Genomic DNA, 16,263 nt, shown 5'->3' with positions numbered 1-16,263 from the left:
CGGTTAATAGTTCTAACAAATGAGGATCAAAAGCTGGCTTTGAATTACTGCGGGGTACTTTTGGGATGTACAAAGTCTCCATGAATTGGAGCAGTATCATAGATAATTTTCACAGATGAAAAGGCACTAAAATCATCGGTTAAATCAAAGAGATCCACCACATCAATTGTGGCTGGGTCTCTACCCTCTACCGATCGGGTATAGCTAAGATAAATGGCAACCTGATTGGTCTTTAACCCACCATAAAGTATATTTCTCAAAACCATTGTACGGTTGCTGATTGAGCGAAAAATATAGGCATAAAAACTCTTCACAGAGCAGGCCCCAAAAATTGGAGAGGATACCAATGCATTAGGAGTGAAAAGTGCCAGTAATGCATCCAAGTCACCCTGCTCAACAGCAGCTATATATTGGTAACAGAGCTGCTCAGATTCTCCAATACATAGCGTTTTACTCTTCATTTATCTTTCCTGGCCAGTGTCTGGTCTACCATCTCACCACAGAGCCCCAGATAATTATTGGGATTAAGCAAATGATCCACTTCGCTACCACTTAAAACCTCTTTTATCTCAGTATTTTCTTTTAAGAGCTCAGCAAAGGGGCGGCCAGTCTCAATTGTTTTACAGCAAATTTTGTAAACCAGATCATGGGCTTTCTCACGGCCAAGCTTGGGACCGAGCCCCATCATCACTGCTTCAGAAGAGACCAGTCCCCCCGTCATTTCTAAATTTCGCAACATGTTTTCTGGGTGCACATTGAGACCACTTAAAGCAAACCTGGCTTGTGTCAAAGCAGCAGCAGATAAACAGAAGATTTCAGGAAGAACCACCCATTCAATCTCCCAGGTACCTGACGCTCGCTCGTGATCCTCTTCCATTGCATTCAGTAAAGCCGCTACCTGCTGCCGCACAATGGGCACTATTCCACTAATATACACCGAGGAGATGGGGTTGTGTTTTTGCGGCATAGTACTGGAAGCTCCTCGCCCTGAGGTGAAGGGTTCCGTGACCTCTCCAATTTCTGTCTGTGCCATCAGCTTGATATCTAGGGCTATTTTTCCCAATGTGCCGGTAATTAGACCTAACAGGCAAGCAACTTCAGCAATCCTGTCGCGCATGGTATGCCAGGCAATCAGAGGTTTACCGAGGTTGAGTTCCTCCATAAGGCCAGCCTGCACTAAAAGACCCTGCTCTCCTAAAGAAGCCAGATTTCCCGCTGCACCACCAAACTCCCCCACAAAAGCACGCTTCTTAATCTCCTCAAGGCGCTGCTGGTGCCTGTGGAAACTAGCTAGCCATACAGCCGCCTTATAGCCAAAGGTAATTGGTACAGCTTGCTGTAGGTTACTGCGAGCTACCATTGGGGTATCCCTATAATCCTTGGCCAGGTTTGCCAGTGCATCCGCGATCGCATCCACTTCCGTTTCTACCAACTCTAATGCCGCGCGAATCTGTAATACGGTAGCCGTATCGGTGATATCCTGGGTTGTAGTACCCCAGTGACACCACTGCCCAAGACCATCACTACAGCGCCCAACTAACTGCTGTACAACTCCCAAAACCGGATAGCCAATCAACGAGGTTTGGGATTTCAATCGCCCAAGGTCAATTTCCTCAGCATGGCAATGTCTGCAAATTTCATCAGACGCCTCTTGTGGAATAATTCCAAGTCGCGCCTGGACCTTGGCTAAGGCAGCTTCCACATCCAGGTAGTACTGGACTCTCTGCCGGTCCGAAAATATCTCACTCATTGCAGAAGAGCTAAAAAGACCAGAAAAGACTTGCGAGTCAATAAGAGTTGCAGCCATTGTTAACATTCCAAACAGCGAGTAACAGTAGCGATGCTTTAAAACAATCCGTAATAGATATAAAGGTATTCTAAATATTCAAGATTTAACCCAGAATATTGATGCCATATTTTCAGAGTAGGATAAACAATAGCCCCCATAAGGGAGGGCTACGGGTAGTTGATAACCTTATTCAGGTCAAGTAGAGAAATAACAGGAATCAGGTAGTATAAAAGCTAAGACGCTTGGCTAGCCCGCGCCGAGACCAAAAGCCAGGTACCCTGTAATCGCCAAAACAAGTAAGAGCCCGATTAATCCTGCGCGACCAGGCATTTCCGAGGGAGGGGGTTGTATATTTTTCTCGCGCACATAAGTATTAACAATGATTTTTGCTTCTTTTAAGTTAACCTTCTTGGACTCACGTAACAATTTCATGGCTTGAATCATTTGGCCATTTTCAATTGCATTAATCACATCTTTTTCCAATTCCATCATTGATCCACTTACGGCTCAAAGAACTATAATTTTGGCACGATAAACATGAAAATTCATGGTTCTAACTATAACTCTGTCGGGTCATCCCTCCTAGCAGTTTGGGCACTATCAATATACCCTCCCAGAGGTTTGGGTATCCACCTTCTCATACGCCAGATTTCTTCAGAAACTAAATTAGTCGCAAAAGCGATTGTAGCTCAACCTCAAGACACCATCGGAAGATAGTCTTTACCCACTATACCCATTGCTCCGCCTTTCAAAATGTACCGCCTATAATCTATCGTTAACAAAGCCTGAGCACTCCACACAAATTGCATCCGGTTCCTCAAACGAGTAAGTAATTCTTTGCGATCTATCTTCGATCTCTTCATTTTAAGGAAGTCTTCTCAGAGCTTACTCCCCTGCCAAAGAGACCGAAAGGTCGACTGGACTATCTTCACCTCAATTACTTTAAAACATACAACCCCGCGAACAAATATTTTCTTCAAAAGCACCAAATCTTATGATCTCTTGATCCAAATCAAGCAAGACCAATCAGGCCCACAAAATTAAAGAAAAAAACAACCAATATGATTTCAGTCAGCTCACCTTAATCAGCCCACAACAGAAGACATCAATATTGATACGATGACATCTAAAAATAAATAGGTATCTTTTTGTGAAATTTTTTTGAATATCGCACGGCCCACCAGATCACAACTTTCATTCAGACAAAAACTCAACTCAAACATACCGGAACACCACAAAACCACCTAACCCGAAGTGGGTATAAGCAGCTAACCACCAAGAGGAAAAAATTTTTGAAGTTTCGCCAAGAAAAAAATATACAATAAAAATCAACATGAATTTAACAATTGCCAATAAAAATACAAATTCGTATACTGAAATCAGCTCAAAAAATTGAAGTATAAAAGCATGCTCCATCTCACAGAGATACTCTCTAGCAGTTCAATAAAAGCTCAATCAAATATTTCATCTTTTAGATAAAAAAGAAAATGTTAGATTTTAAAGGGAAATTAAACATAGAGCTCAGTTAGCACCATTAACCCAGGAAGCACTTACTTACATTATTTTGAATGACATCCCCAAACGGTCATATAAAAACAAAATAATCAACCCCAGCAAAGATAAACTATTAATCAGCCAAACATCAGGAGTGGCTCAGGATGAACCAACCCATCTCAACTGAGACAATTTACAATGCTCAAGCTACCAACTGGCTCAGGTCTGAAAAAGTACTACTGAGTGATTTCACTGCAAGACCTCGCGTTTTAGAGGCTCTAGGCGAAATCACTGGTCAGGATATATTGGACTTTGGCTGCGGCGAAGGCTACGTATCACGCATGCTACTGGAAGCCGGAGCCAAGTCTATTTTTGGCGTCGACTCTTCTGCTGAAATGATTTCCCAAGCGCAAATGATGGCAGCAGAACTAAAACTGTCTAATGCAAACTATACAGAGGGGAATGCGGTCACATTTGATCAATTTCCAAAAACCAGTTTCGATAAAGCTATTGCTGTTTTCCTATTTAATTACCTAACCATCGAAGAGATGACCCAGGTAATGAGTAAAGTACACTCACTATTAACTCCTGGTGGTACTTTCGTCTTCACCGTACCCCACCCCTGCCTTCCGTTTATGAGGGAAGAAACCCCTCCATTTTACTTTGAGCATGGAGATAAATCCTATCTCGACGGTATTAATCAAACCTTTGAGGGTAAAATCTGGCGAAGAGATGGTATTCCAGTATCTGTTCGATGTGTTCATAAAACCTTCGCACACTACTTCGCAGCCATGACACAAGCCGGCTTTAACAATATGCCCGAGGTAAAAGAATTAGCTGTAACCGATGAGCACCTGGCCTTTGACCCTGAATTTTTCAGCCCACTAAAGGGCTATCCACTGCATGTATTATTTAAGGTGAAAGCAAATGACTGAAATGGCACCAATCGAAGTTGTCAGCGCGCAAGCGTGGACAGCTTCGGAAATGACTGCAAAATCAAATTGGAAGTTTAGCTGGCCTGTCAATTCGCAAGCAGAAATCAACGCCCTCCAAGAATGGTCCAAAGGGCAAGAGGACCCCATTCAAGCTTTAAGAGCCGATTCCGTTTTCACTCCGCAGTTCGATCAACTCGCTCAAAAGATCAAACATGAAGTACAAGAGGGAAATGGAATAGCCTGGATTCAGGGTGTCGAGGGTTTTGACCAGAGAACTCTAAACCTACTATTTCTGAATTTAAGCCTGGCAATGGGACAGACCATCGATACTTACGGAAGACTCTACGGTATTCTAGATACCGGTAGAAGTTATAAAGATGAAGCGATCCCCGTCTCTCAAACCAACGCGGCAACTGGTGTGCACACAGATAGCTCGCAACGAGCAATACAGCCAAATATCCTTGGTCTCTGTTGTATTACTCCAGCCATTGAGGGTGGCAAGTCCAAAGTAGTTTCTGCTGCTCAGGTGCATAAAAATCTCAAAGAAAGTGCCCCTCAGCAACTGGAACTGCTCTACAACAATTATATTCGCGACCTTGTCACACCAGGAAGTGACAAAGACCTCCAAAATATTCTAAACAATCACTTCCCAATTTTCAGTTATACCAATGGAAAACTCTCCATTCGCTATATGCGCTACTGGATAGAAAAAGGCCATCAACGGGTGGATAAACCCCTAACGCCAGAAGTGCTCCAGGCATTAGATATGCTAGATGGAGAGCTCAACAATGAAGAAAATGTCGTTAGCTTTTATATGAATTCTGGCGATATGATCTTTATTGATAACACCAGGGTTCTGCACGACCGTGATGAATTTATCGACACTCCCGATCAAAAACGAGTTTATACAAGGGTGTGGATAGATTAAATATTAACAAACTCCAGGAGAAGAGAGACTTCTCCTGGAACAGCTCTAAGTTTGATCACCTACTCCACACATTGTGAAAATGTATCCTATTAATCATCCTCATTCGCAACATAGGTGTGGGGAAGCTGCACATATTCGAAGAACTTTCGCCCTAATCGCCCTCCGGTTGTCTCTCTAATACCGGCCCTACCAAAAAGCAGCTCTCCTATATTCAACCCAATTCCAAAATAGAGCGCCCTACGCAGAGGCTCATTTTTCTCTTGCTCCTTTAAGGTAAATCCCCGGGCAAAGTAACTTCCGTGTAACTCAAGAGAGTTGAGAGGGTTTGATCCTACCCACCATACACATGGAAAAAATCCATAAGAAACCCTTAAAATAATTCATCTAACCGAAAAAATTCGACCTATCATTTCATATCCTAGCCAGGTTTCTATTTATTCTCACTACGTACCGATCATCCCTGACATAATGTCGTTTATACTTACTGGTTTTTTTCCTCACTGTAACTTTAGGGCAGTCCACTCCAACTTAAAAAATAACTTCTAGTTACTACGCTTATCAAGAGTCATTTTGACATAGCTAAAGCGTGGTTGATAGTAATGAAAAAAGGTAGAAGCAAACTTTCCCGTACGTTTCAAGCGACTCCTAAAAGGCTTGAATAGCAGCTTATCAAGATTTACGCTAACTCCAATAAAGACTTCCGAATTTCTCTCCGCATTTTTTACTTTGAAACCCTGGGCCATATAGCCAAAATTGAGTTCGAAGTACTTTAGCGGTGTATCTTTCAACGAGGGTATTCCAGCCGCTTTCACTGCCAGTAAATAACGCATTCCACCATAATCAGTAAATGGATGAAAACCCTTCATTTCTTTTGATGGCCTATAGTCGATACGATAATCCACCAGATTTTTTAATTTAGGATTAAGAGTCCTTAAATAGGAAAGCGCTATGCCAGAAGAGTTAAAAATCACATCCTCATAGGAGAATCCATGGTCGGAGGAAAAACCATCGAACATCTCTACATACATCATAAGCCCGCCACCCCAAAGTGCACTATAAGCTGCAGCAACATTCGCTTCGTTTTCACGGGAAAGTCCATTGCTGATAACCTCCGTAATTACATAGGAGGCATACATGTGCCCAAGCTTATCCATACCGCCGCTGCCAGTTTCCATACCAAACCAGTCTTCATTATTGAAATTGAATGATGAACTTCCCCAATTCCATTCCTTAACACCAAGATAGGTAATACCTCCGGCGATAGCTGCAATCTCATATCTAGCATCGAACAAAGATTTTTTACTATTTTCCCAGTTAATGATCTCGGCGGAGACAGATGAGGAGAAGCTGATCAGCAAGAAGAGAAAACAATGGAAAGCAACGACAAAAACTTGCATAAGATATCACCTGCTCAGACAAATGTTATTATTTGAAATCAATGTGAATAAAGTTTTTTTCAAGCCAAAAATTTACAAATACTGACACAAGATAAACTACTATAAATTTAATTCGAAGCCTACAACAACTTAATATCAGACACATCCAATCTAGATCTGATGAATACGATGAAAATCAATACAGTGCATTAAAGACCTTCAACCATTAAGAGCACAAATAGAGGCAGTCTTAGAAACCATTTTTCAGCCATGAAACTCAACCTCATAAAACCAACCATGAGAACTACAAGCGAAGAATGCCGATAAAATCGACACCTGACTCAGACCAAAATAGAATTTATTTAAGTTTCAGAGAAGGCACCTTTACAGATGATTGCTTAAGCTTCATATCTAGGCAGCATCGATATGGGAAATGATTAAAGCCACGGTTTTGTAGCTATAACTTCCTCATTCTTAGCTCTTCCCTTTCCTATTCAGTGATTTCAAGTAGATTGCATTTGAACAACCCCAAACAAATCTCGCAATCTTCATCCAAGTTTACCGCAACATACAATATATTTTTAAGGCTAATATTTGTCTTATATAGACCGTGAATAATAGAAGTTTATATCATTAACAGATAGATCAGATTGGACTCAAGGAAATATACGCATAATTTATTTTGCCACCAATTAGATTGCCAACATAAGAACACCCTATAAATTATCCTTTTGTCCCCGCAAGTACCATATGTTGGATTGCAATTGATTAAATTTAGAAAATGCATTCTTTAGATGTATCCATAAGTAACACGCTTGCCCACCAGAAATTATAGCCAGCCAAGCATACGGAAACACATCACTGCCAGCTAGATTACCTTTGGCGGTAGGCTCATTGCTGCCAGCCCGACTGAACACGCCCACATGAAACGTTGCCACAATATTTTATCCTGGCCCCAATTGTTGCAAACGGCGTCGATATCAAAACAGGGAGTATCGATTTCCGTCCTGTTGCTCGCGATACATGGCGCCTTGTGCACCTGCTGTTAGAAACACAATACCGGCACCTTCCTGTAGGAAAAAGCTGGCGCTATCCTGTAATCTGATAGTTCGGACCAGACGGTAGTCTGGGTGCCCGGGAAAGCCAATTTCAGTTTTCATATAGGGTCTACCCTATTTTTTATGTGGATTGGGACACTGACACCAGTTGGCATGAAATTGTCGCAACAATAACGCCGAGCCAACCTGAAGGGAAATCGATCAATCGAGGGATTTTGCAGTACACAGGTCCCTTTCCTTACTGACTCGTTCGAAGCGCGAATGAAGACATTATTATCACGCCTTGGTCGGGTTTAACCCACATTTGCTGAAGGTAGTGAAACCTTGCCATCCACATATCAGAACCATTCCTTGGGTGTTGGACTGGCCCTCGCCGGTGGAGTGTTGATGGGCTGTATCGGCATTGCCGGTAAGTTAGGCGCTGGCGTGGGCTTAAGCCCCTTTGTACTTTTAGCAGCACAAGTCGTACTACTTGCCCCATTATCGGGGATGCTTCTCCTGATACGGCAAGGATGGGCGGGCATAAAGCCTGTGAGCCCGTGGATCCTCACCATTCGGACAGTATCGGGGTTTATCTATTTCTCTGCCTTCTACGAGGCACTGAAGGGGATACCGGTCGCGGATGCGCTGGTCCTGGAAAGTACGAATCCATTCTTCGCCATGTTGCTAGCAAAGGTATTTCTCGGTCATCGGGTTAGTGCCGCAACTATCTGCCTAGCGATATTGGCGTTCCTTGGCGTATGCCTCATTTTATTCCAACACAGTGCCCAGGGCATTTTGAACCCTTACTCACTTCTCGCGCTGCTGGCGGGAGTAGCGCGTGCGGCAGGTAGTGTCGCAACGGGGGTTGCAGGCCGGACCGAGCCGCCCGAACGCATCATGTTCTACTACGCTGTTGGGATGCTGGTCTTTAGCGTGTCTATTGCGACCTGGGAGGGCGCGCAATTGGAAACATCGTCGCTATGGATTCTCGCGATTCCCGCGCTGCTATTCGTCCCGCAGAATCTTGCTTACACGGTTGCTAATCGTATCGCACCCGCCTATCTCGTAGGGGCACTCTTTTACAGTGCTATCCTCATCGGTCTGTTTGCCGATCACTTTATATTTAGCACTGAATTCGGCATCCGTGGTGTAATCGGTATGGGGATTACGGTTGCAGCCGGGCTCGGGTTGGCCTGGGTGCGAGCGAGAGAGCTCAAGTAATGGCCAGATGCTAAGTATCCCTGTACCAGTCAATTGTCTCAACGCTTAGGGTTAATCTCAGGCATTCACGGGGTTTATTAAGGAGGCACCCGGCGATAAATCACTAACTGGGTCAGTCGATCAACAAGCCGCCACCCAATTATGTCTGTCTCGGACCGGGAGCGGGTACCGACGAGCTGGGCAGCGAATGTTTGGCGCAAGGTCAATGACAGTTTGTATACATATCCATATTACGGTGATGATGAAGAACGCCCAAGGTTTTTACCTAAGCGCGTCGAAAACTGGTAACGCATTGAGCGCTATGAGTAAACTTCTGCGATGGCGATACGATAGATTCACTTTCTAATATCTTCACCCCATAGGTCAGTATGTCTTGGAATGAATCTATTCAATATGTCTATACATTTTGAACCGTGAAAAATTTTCAAACTTACGCCGTTTGATTTTAGTATCTGTTCAGCACCAATACCTGTATTCAACTTTGAAGCGCATCCGTTAATCACCTAGAAAAGAACGGTCAGCTAAAGGTAAGGTCTGCCACTTCTTCTCCTCAAAGAAATTAAGTGATGCACTTCAAAGTTGAATATGGGGAACTATAAGCTTGTCGGGTTAATAAAAGATAAGTTGACTGTGTCATCGAAGCATAATCTGAACTATTTCTCCATGCAAGGTGCGAAAGGAAGGAGCAAATAGACTTACCTATAAGTAGATTAACTCACAACAAATCTGACAACAGTTTTCCATATCTTTTCTTAAATCGCCCCCAACAGAGCCTATTAATATCTACACTTCCTCTTACCTTATTCTCAGAGTTCTTCGCCCAGTACTCCAACTTGTTTATCGCACCTTCAGCTCCAGAATAACGCAACTCCTCAGGATAAAACTCCGGATAACACTGCTCATCCGGAACCAATGGCGCACAGCCCGCTACGGCAGCCTCCATTACCGCCAACCCCTGAAATTCATGATAAGCGGTAGATAAAAATACATCGCTATTCCGTAAGGTTTGCCGGTAAAGTTGCTCACTCTCCACATAACCTACCACCAGGAGATTCTGGTTAAACTCCTGTTGTATCTGCTCAAACTCTTTTGGGCTGTTGCGAAACGATTGCCCCATGAGGTTGAGCAAGAATTTTACCTTTTTCTCTTTTAGGCCCCGAAGGATTTGTAGCAGACGATCGGCACCTTTGTCATATTCCCAGCGAGCGGCCCAGCTGATAATTAGGGTGTCCTCACTTACCTCACCCTGATAACCTTGCTCCCAGCGGTGATCCCAGCAAAAATCGGTTTGAGTGTATTCTTGAGTAAATAGTGAATTCTCTAGTGGCACCGGCAATACTTTAGACTTACTTTCTATTTCCTCACAAACCCCCGCAGGCACACAGTCGGGAAAACGCTTCAGAAGTTTGGCCGTTCCCTCAATCAGGGTGCGGCGATTGTATTCCGAATTAAACAGCAACAGATCACCAGCTAGTGCGGTGTAGATATTCAGCAACTGAGGCTCTACTGACTGAAACGCATCCGAACTTGTTGGGTAGGCGAACTGATTCTCGTGAAAGTACACCACGGTGGGCACCCCCATTATCTCAGGCACCAAGCCACGCAGTGCGCTGAGATCAGTCATGGAGGTGGCAATAATTAGATCCCATTGTTGTTTTAGTGTTTGTGCTGCCTCACCCCTGGCCCAGGAGAGACTGTTGCCGCGAATACGCCAGCTGAAATATCGCGGTGGCAGTGTCAGGACTGTCCACTGCCATTCCGGAAAGGCGGCAACCAGGCCTTTACGCCAACGCTTGTGACTGTCAGCGTCATAGGCCGAGAGCAGTAAAACTTTCATGGAAATCTAAACAACAAAGGAAGGGAATGCAGAGCTGGACACAGAAATATCCAGCTCTGCCACAAGCTTTCAAAGAGAGAGTCAGTCGAAAGAGCGCACATTCATCAGGCGTGCAAGCAGACTAGAGGTATCCCAGCGGGAGCCCCCAATCGCCTGTACTTCGCTATAGAACTGATCCACCAGTGCAGTTACCGGTACTAGTGCGCCGTTACGTTGCGCCTCCTGCAGGACTATAGCCAAATCCTTACGCATCCAGTCCACAGCAAAACCGTGCTCATACTCACCTGCCAGCATGGTTTTGGAGCGGTTTTCCATCTGCCAGCTCTGCGCGGCACCTTTGGAGATAACATCCACAACCTGTTCAGCATCCAGGCCCGCCGCTTTAGCGAAGTGCAAACCTTCCGCCAGCCCCTGCACCACGCCGGCGATGCAGATCTGATTGACCATTTTACACAACTGGCCACTGCCCACCGGGCCCAACAGGGTTACGGCGCGGGCAAACGTATCAATGAGGGGCTGAACACGCTCAAAGTCTACCGCTTCACCACCAACCATTACGGTGAGAACACCATTTTCCGCACCCGCCTGACCACCGGATACTGGAGCATCGAGAAAGCCAATTCCTTTCTCTTTACCAATTTCAGCCAGTTCACGGGCAACATCCGCCGAGGCGGTGGTGTGATCCACAAACAGTGAGCCCTCTTCCATAGTGGCGAAGGCACCCTGCTCCCCTGTAGCTACCTGGCGCAGGTCGTTATCATTACCCACACAGGCAAATACCACTTCTGCACCTTTTGCGGCTTCAGCGGGTGTTGTAAAGCACTCACCCTGATATTCACCCAGCCATTTTTCTGCGCGACTTGCTGTACGGTTATATACCCTTACTGAGTGACCAGCTTTTGACAGGTAACCCGCCATGGGATAACCCATTACGCCCAAACCAATAAATGCTACTGTTGCCATATCGATTACCCCCATATCATCCAAATAAGAGCCGCCCCCAAAATCAGGCGGTAAATCGCAAATGGCGCCATGCCGATGCGACTAATAAATTGCAGGAAAAAATGAATACACAAATAGGCACTAATAAAAGAAAGCAGTGTGCCCAACAAAATATCACCCCAGGGAACAGTTTCCAGGCCAAGTAAATCGTATGTTAATAACATGGCCGACAGGGCTATTACTGGTATCGACAATAAAAAAGAAAATCGCGCTGCGGCTTCACGCTTCATTCCGAGCATCAGCCCTGCGGTCATGGTGATGCCAGAGCGAGAGGTACCGGGAATAAGAGCCAGCACTTGCGCGCCGCCGATAATTAGAGCCTTTTTCCAGTTGAGTTGGTCCAGGGTCTGTACCCGTTTTCCGCTTATGTCGGCCCACCAGAGCAATAAGCCAAAACCAATTGTAGTGGCCGCTATAACTGACGCCGAGCGTAAGTGAGTTTCTATATAGCCTTTAAAAATTAAACCCACCAAGCCAACGGGAATTGTTGCGAGTACGATCAGCCAGGCCAAGCGCCCTTCATCACTAAACTGCCTAGACCCAAGCCCTCCCAAGCCATCGCGTATTAATAGCCAAATATCTTTTCGAAAGTAAGTGATTACCGCGATCAGTGAGCCAAAATGTACAGCCACATCGAAAGCGAGCCCTTGATCCTGCCAACCGAGAACTTCTGCGGGCAATATCAAGTGCGCCGAGCTTGAGATGGGGAGAAATTCAGTAAGGCCCTGAATCAAGGCCAGTACAACAATCTGAAATATTTCCATGTATTACCGGGATCGAATTTTCTGACGTTTTTGCCAAGTGACTTCATTGCGAAGATAAACGGGCTCCAATGCCTCGGCGGGCATCATCTTTCCCTCTTGATACAGGGAAACAGCCAATTCGGCAATATCCCGCGCATGGATCAAGGCATCCAGGTCTAATTCTTCAACCCGGGCCTTTTTGAAGGCTTCATAATGCCAACCGGGGCCAGTACCGTAATAAGAATTTGTCAGTCCAGCCCCGCTCAATGTCAGTAAAACCTGCTCCGGGTTCTGCACTGCTTCAGGTAGAAGGCTATCATTGGGCGTCTCTGCACCATAAATACCCCAATACACTTGCTGCATTCGGGCATCCAGCATCGCGATAATTGGAGAGTGCTTCCATTGCGGGTGTGCACGCCTGGCACCCAAAGCCAAAGCGGCCAAGCTGGAAACAGTTACCACCGGTTTATCGACGGAAAAGGCCAAGCCCTGCACACAACTGATAGCAATACGCAACCCAGTGAATGAGCCGGGGCCCCTACTCACAGCAAAGGCATCCAGGCCAGACAAACTTAATTCTGCTTCTGCCAATACTTCTTCCACCATCGGTAGCAGGCGGCGAGTATGGTCGCGCTCCGCCTGTACGAAGCGTTCATTGATCTGGCCGTTACTATAGAGCGCCACTGAGCAGGCACCAGACGTGGTATCCAGGGCAAGAATCTTCACAACTATTTCAAACCGCGTAATCGAGGGGGGTGAATTGTGGCATGGTCACAAAGTCTAGTCATGTAGATTAGTGACATACACAAAGAGAAAACCCCGGTGTAAACCGGGGTTGACGAAGAGCCAGCCATGCCTTAGAAGCATGCAGCGAATTAAAACAATGCTGAATTAGGCTGCATTCTTCGGTGGGCGACCGCGTCGAGCGCTACCGGCCTTGGGCGGACGACCACGGCGGGTTGGCGCTTTCTTGGTCGCTTCCGCTTTAGTGGTGGACTTCTTCGGGCGACCCACTCTCTTGGCAGGCTTTGCAGCTGTAGTGGCCTTTTTAGGGCGCCCTACACGCTTAGCGGCTTTGGTTTCTGAGGCAGCCTTTTTCGGGCGACCTGCTTTTTTGGCAGAAGCAGACTTTTTAGTCACAGCCTTTTTAGCTTTTTGCCCTTCAGTTTTAAGCTTGGCAGCGGCCTTCTTCTCTAACTCTTTCGCTTTTGTGGCTGCTTTCTTCGCGGCGGCCTTTACCTTGGCCTCAGCTTTTTTCTCTGCAGCTTTGATCTTACTGGCGTGAGACTTTTTCCGAGCCTTCACCCAGCGCGATTCAAAAGCCTTGAGCGCTGCTGCCAAGTCTTTATCAGCCTTGGCTGAGAGGCTATTAGAAAGGGCATTAACCTTTTCTTTAGCCGCTTCTTCAGCGAGACGAACGGCATCCATGGTCTTGGCTTTGGCGAGCTCCATTTTAGCCATCGCCAGCTTGGCGCGTAATTCCTTTGCCTTGCTATTAGCATTGGTCAAAGAAGCCTTTGCCGCTGCCGTACTACTCTTTTGTGCCCGCGCTTTTGCTTTTGCCACACGATCCATTTGTGCATCCAGCGACTTACTCGCTGTATCCACGGCTTTTTGTGCTTTTGCGACTACCAGCGACGCCTTGGTCGATCCGGTTGCCTTTTTAGCACGTGTACTCTTTTTTACTACTCTTGCCATCCCTTGTCTCCTCACTAAAAAGAAGAAGTACTTCCAAAAGTGTGCTGGCAGCGCTGCCTGTTAGCTATCGAATAAAACCACTATGGGTTGTTTTATTGCTTATACAGAGCGATGCACCGCCTATTTCGATACAACTTTATCAAAGTTAATAAAAATATACGGCATTGCAAGTAAAAAAGCGAAAAATGAGAAACTTTTCAGCAAAAAAGTATCTTTTTCTTATCAAATTGCCTTTTACGGTGCCCAAATGGCTAAAAACCAAAAATCATTTTGCTCCTGGCAACTTATTTTCGACAATCGCGGCAAGCGCTTCAATATGATCCGTTCGCAAATTAAGCGCGGGAATATAATGATATTCACTTCCGCCCGCACCGATAAAATTAGCGCGATTCTCTACCGAAATTTCTTCCAATGTCTCCAGGCAATCTGCTGAAAACGCCGGGCAAATTACATCGACACTCTTAATGCCGTTTTTACCCCAATCCATCAATGTTTTATCGGTATATGGTTGCAACCACTCTGCCTTACCAAATCGAGACTGAAATGTAACTTGCCAATGTTCCTGGGATATTTGCAATTCCTCCGCTAGAAGTCGCGCGGTCTCCTGACAATGGCGCAAATAGGGGTCTCCCTTATCGACATTCGCTTTGGGAATGCCGTGAAAAGACAGCATTAATTTTTCAGCCCGGCCGTGTTTCTGCCAGTGCTCGCGGACAGAGTTGGCAAGTGACTTGATATAAAGAGGGTTGTGGTAATAGTCCCGAACCAAAGAAATATCCGGAATATCACGACTCTTTCGGAAAATTTGCGCCACCTGATCATAAATTGCGGCGGTGGTCGTAGCTGAATACTGTGGATATAAGGGAAACACAATAAAAGATTCAAAGCCTTTTGCTCGCAGTCCCTCAATAACCTTATCAAGACGCGGTTCGCCATAGGTCATGGCATACTCTACAGCAAGATCCCACCCTTTATCATTTAAGTGCTTTTGCAGTAACTCCGCTTGGCGACGGGTATAGTAGAGAAGTGGCGAACCTTCAACTTGTGCATCGTCTGCACTGCAATTCCAGATTTCCGCATAAGCTGGTGCGATCTTCTTTGGACGAAAAGGTAAAATCAGGCCATTTAAGATCGTGAGCCAAAGGGGCCTGGGTATTTCCACCACTCTGGGATCAGAGAGAAAATCTTTCAGGAAATCTCTTACCGCGGGCGCAGTGGGCTGCGCAGGGGTACCCAGATTCATCAAAACTATCGCTGTGGACATAAAAAGCCCCGTCTGAAATACAATTTTGCCAGGAAAAACTGCCGGCCATCTTAATGATTGGTCAGTCAACTACAAGGGAGGCGCATCCTAAAAGCTCATAAGAGCTCCGTCGGGAAGATACAAAAAAGCCCCCAAGAGGGGGCTTTCTTAAAAGTGTTATTACAGCAATCAGCTCAGTGCTTCGATGACTTTATCGCGGATCTCATCCATGCTACCAACACCCATCACTTTACTGTATTTGGGGGCAGCTTCAGGGGAACGCGCTTCCAGCTCTCGGTAAAAGCCAACCAATGGTGCGGTCTGTTCGTGATAAACCGCCAAACGCTTGCGCACAGTCTCTTCGGTATCGTCGCTGCGCTGCACTAATGCCTCACCAGTCACATCATCTACACCTTCGCTCTTAGGCGGGTTGTACACCAGGTGGTAGACACGACCAGAACCTTCATGAACACGACGACCGGACAAGCGCTTGACGATTTCCTCATCGTCCACGGCAATTTCCAGCACATGGTCGATATGAACATCAGCATCCAGTAGCGCTTGTGCCTGGGGAATTGTCCGGGGGAAACCATCGAATAGGAATCCATTTTCACAATCCGCCTGAGCGATGCGCTCTTTCACCAAGGCAATAATCAGGTCGTCGGAAACCAGCTTGCCAGCCTCCATAATGTCTTTCGCCTGCAAGCCGAGAGGTGTGCCCGCTTTCACCGCTGCGCGAAGCATATCGCCGGTGGAGATCTGCGGAATGCCGAACTTCTCTGTTATGAATTGTGCCTGAGTGCCTTTGCCGGCCCCCGGCGCCCCCAAGAGAATAATTCGCATGTTCAGTAAGCCTCCAAAACTATCGACGCACCAATAGCCGCCGCGCCAAAAGAGCGCTACCTTACACGTACACCCCAAATTGGGCAAGATTGCGACCGTTGTACACCCATTACT

The 16,263-nt window shown here is 45.9% G+C and carries 15 protein-coding genes; 3 read left to right on the top strand and 12 right to left on the bottom strand.

All coding sequences use genetic code 11. From position 1 onward, the window contains the following. Nucleotides 1-44 precede the first annotated feature (44 nt). The 3 genes from LC073_RS12255 to LC073_RS12245 form a co-directional block, all read right to left on the bottom strand. Complete coding sequence (locus LC073_RS12255; RefSeq protein WP_226647445.1) at nt 45-461, bottom strand: nuclear transport factor 2 family protein; 417 nt, start codon at nt 459-461, stop codon at nt 45-47. Beyond that, nucleotides 458-1,807: a 3-carboxy-cis,cis-muconate cycloisomerase gene (pcaB, locus tag LC073_RS12250; RefSeq protein WP_226647444.1), complete on the bottom strand. Its 1,350-nt coding sequence runs from the start codon at nt 1,805-1,807 to the stop codon at nt 458-460. Before pcaB ends, LC073_RS12255 begins: the two co-directional genes overlap by 4 nt. A 228-nt stretch (nt 1,808-2,035) precedes the next feature. Further along, nucleotides 2,036-2,281 carry a hypothetical protein gene (locus LC073_RS12245; RefSeq protein ID WP_226647442.1) on the bottom strand — a complete coding sequence of 82 codons (246 nt, stop codon included), beginning with the start codon at nt 2,279-2,281 and terminating at the stop codon, nt 2,036-2,038. Nucleotides 2,282-3,447: 1,166 nt separating this feature from the next. Here LC073_RS12245 and LC073_RS12240 point away from each other — a divergent pair. Together LC073_RS12240 and LC073_RS12235 are read left to right on the top strand one after the other, a co-directional pair. Further along, a complete protein-coding gene (locus tag LC073_RS12240) occupies nt 3,448-4,218 on the top strand; it encodes a class I SAM-dependent methyltransferase (RefSeq protein WP_226647441.1) in 771 nt (256 codons plus the stop codon). Next, entirely contained in the window at nt 4,211-5,146 is a 936-nt protein-coding gene (locus LC073_RS12235; RefSeq protein ID WP_226647439.1) for a TauD/TfdA family dioxygenase, read from the top strand. The genes LC073_RS12240 and LC073_RS12235 overlap by 8 nt, the downstream gene beginning before the upstream one ends. 542 nt (nt 5,147-5,688) lie before the next feature. Here the strand turns inward: LC073_RS12235 and LC073_RS12230 are convergent. After that, entirely contained in the window at nt 5,689-6,543 is an 855-nt protein-coding gene (locus LC073_RS12230; RefSeq protein WP_226647437.1) for a DUF2279 domain-containing protein, read from the bottom strand. Nucleotides 6,544-7,502: 959 nt separating this feature from the next. After that, nucleotides 7,503-7,682, bottom strand: coding sequence for a hypothetical protein (locus LC073_RS12225; RefSeq protein WP_226647435.1), 180 nt, complete (start codon nt 7,680-7,682; stop codon nt 7,503-7,505). Between the two features lie 249 nt (nt 7,683-7,931). On the opposite strand from LC073_RS12225, the gene LC073_RS12220 reads away from it, so the two are divergent. Continuing rightward, nucleotides 7,932-8,783 carry a DMT family transporter gene (locus tag LC073_RS12220; RefSeq protein ID WP_226647433.1) on the top strand — a complete coding sequence of 284 codons (852 nt, stop codon included), beginning with the start codon at nt 7,932-7,934 and terminating at the stop codon, nt 8,781-8,783. A 715-nt stretch (nt 8,784-9,498) separates the two neighbouring features. Here LC073_RS12220 and LC073_RS12215 read toward each other — a convergent pair. The 7 genes from LC073_RS12215 to adk all read right to left on the bottom strand — a co-directional run bounded on the left by LC073_RS12215 (nt 9,499) and on the right by adk (nt 16,149). Next, nucleotides 9,499-10,620 (bottom strand): DUF3524 domain-containing protein, encoded by a 1,122-nt coding sequence (locus LC073_RS12215; protein WP_226647431.1) that lies wholly within the window; start codon nt 10,618-10,620, stop codon nt 9,499-9,501. An 81-nt stretch (nt 10,621-10,701) separates the two neighbouring features. Beyond that, nucleotides 10,702-11,583 (bottom strand): NAD(P)-dependent oxidoreductase, encoded by an 882-nt coding sequence (locus LC073_RS12210; RefSeq protein WP_226647429.1) that lies wholly within the window; start codon nt 11,581-11,583, stop codon nt 10,702-10,704. Between the two features lie 5 nt (nt 11,584-11,588). Then, nucleotides 11,589-12,386 (bottom strand): undecaprenyl-diphosphate phosphatase, encoded by a 798-nt coding sequence (locus tag LC073_RS12205; RefSeq protein ID WP_226647426.1) that lies wholly within the window; start codon nt 12,384-12,386, stop codon nt 11,589-11,591. 3 nt (nt 12,387-12,389) lie between these two features. Further along, entirely contained in the window at nt 12,390-13,091 is a 702-nt protein-coding gene (tsaB, locus tag LC073_RS12200; RefSeq protein WP_226647424.1) for a tRNA (adenosine(37)-N6)-threonylcarbamoyltransferase complex dimerization subunit type 1 TsaB, read from the bottom strand. Nucleotides 13,092-13,256: 165 nt separating this feature from the next. Further along, the gene (locus tag LC073_RS12195) at nt 13,257-14,063 is read right to left on the bottom strand and encodes a hypothetical protein (RefSeq protein ID WP_226647422.1); all 807 of its coding nucleotides are present in this window, start codon (nt 14,061-14,063) and stop codon (nt 13,257-13,259) included. A 265-nt stretch (nt 14,064-14,328) separates the two neighbouring features. After that, the gene (hemH, locus tag LC073_RS12190; RefSeq protein WP_226647420.1) at nt 14,329-15,327 is read right to left on the bottom strand and encodes a ferrochelatase; all 999 of its coding nucleotides are present in this window, start codon (nt 15,325-15,327) and stop codon (nt 14,329-14,331) included. Between the two features lie 168 nt (nt 15,328-15,495). Next, nucleotides 15,496-16,149: an adenylate kinase gene (gene adk, locus LC073_RS12185; RefSeq protein ID WP_226647418.1), complete on the bottom strand. Its 654-nt coding sequence runs from the start codon at nt 16,147-16,149 to the stop codon at nt 15,496-15,498. Between the last annotated feature and the right edge of the window lie 114 nt (nt 16,150-16,263).

This window comes from Microbulbifer variabilis, from assembly GCF_020524905.1.
In the GTDB taxonomy this organism is placed as follows: Bacteria; Pseudomonadota; Gammaproteobacteria; order Pseudomonadales; family Cellvibrionaceae; genus Microbulbifer; species Microbulbifer variabilis_A.
This window is presented reverse-complemented; position numbering and strand designations above follow the sequence as displayed.